The sequence below is a fragment of the Pseudoalteromonas sp. GABNS16E genome (assembly GCF_028598715.1).
Taxonomy (GTDB): Bacteria; Pseudomonadota; Gammaproteobacteria; order Enterobacterales; family Alteromonadaceae; genus Pseudoalteromonas; species Pseudoalteromonas atlantica.
On sequence record NZ_JAQREZ010000194.1, the window covers coordinates 1 to 277 of the forward strand.

Sequence of the window (277 nt, forward strand, 5' to 3'; positions counted from 1 at the left end):
TGAGAGGTATTGAAGCAATTACCACTGGCTTTATGCCATCTCCATCTCGCTCGGTAGTTAAACTATCTAAATCCCAGCATAACTTTTTTTCATTAGCTGATGTATTGAGTCAACAAGGTTATATTACCCAATTTATCTACGGCGGTGAAGGTCATTTTGACAATATGAAAAGCTTTTTCCTAGGAAACGGATTTAACGATATTGTTGACATCAACCACATTGAAAACCCTCAGTTTATCTCATCTTGGGGCGCGAGTGATGAGGACTTATTCCAACA

1 protein-coding gene is annotated in these 277 nt (G+C 38.6%); it reads left to right on the top strand.

The window, feature by feature from the left end; all coding sequences use genetic code 11:
- Positions 1-277 (top strand): sulfatase-like hydrolase/transferase (locus PSI06_RS21245; RefSeq protein WP_273605079.1); only part of this gene is annotated, 277 nt, incomplete at both ends.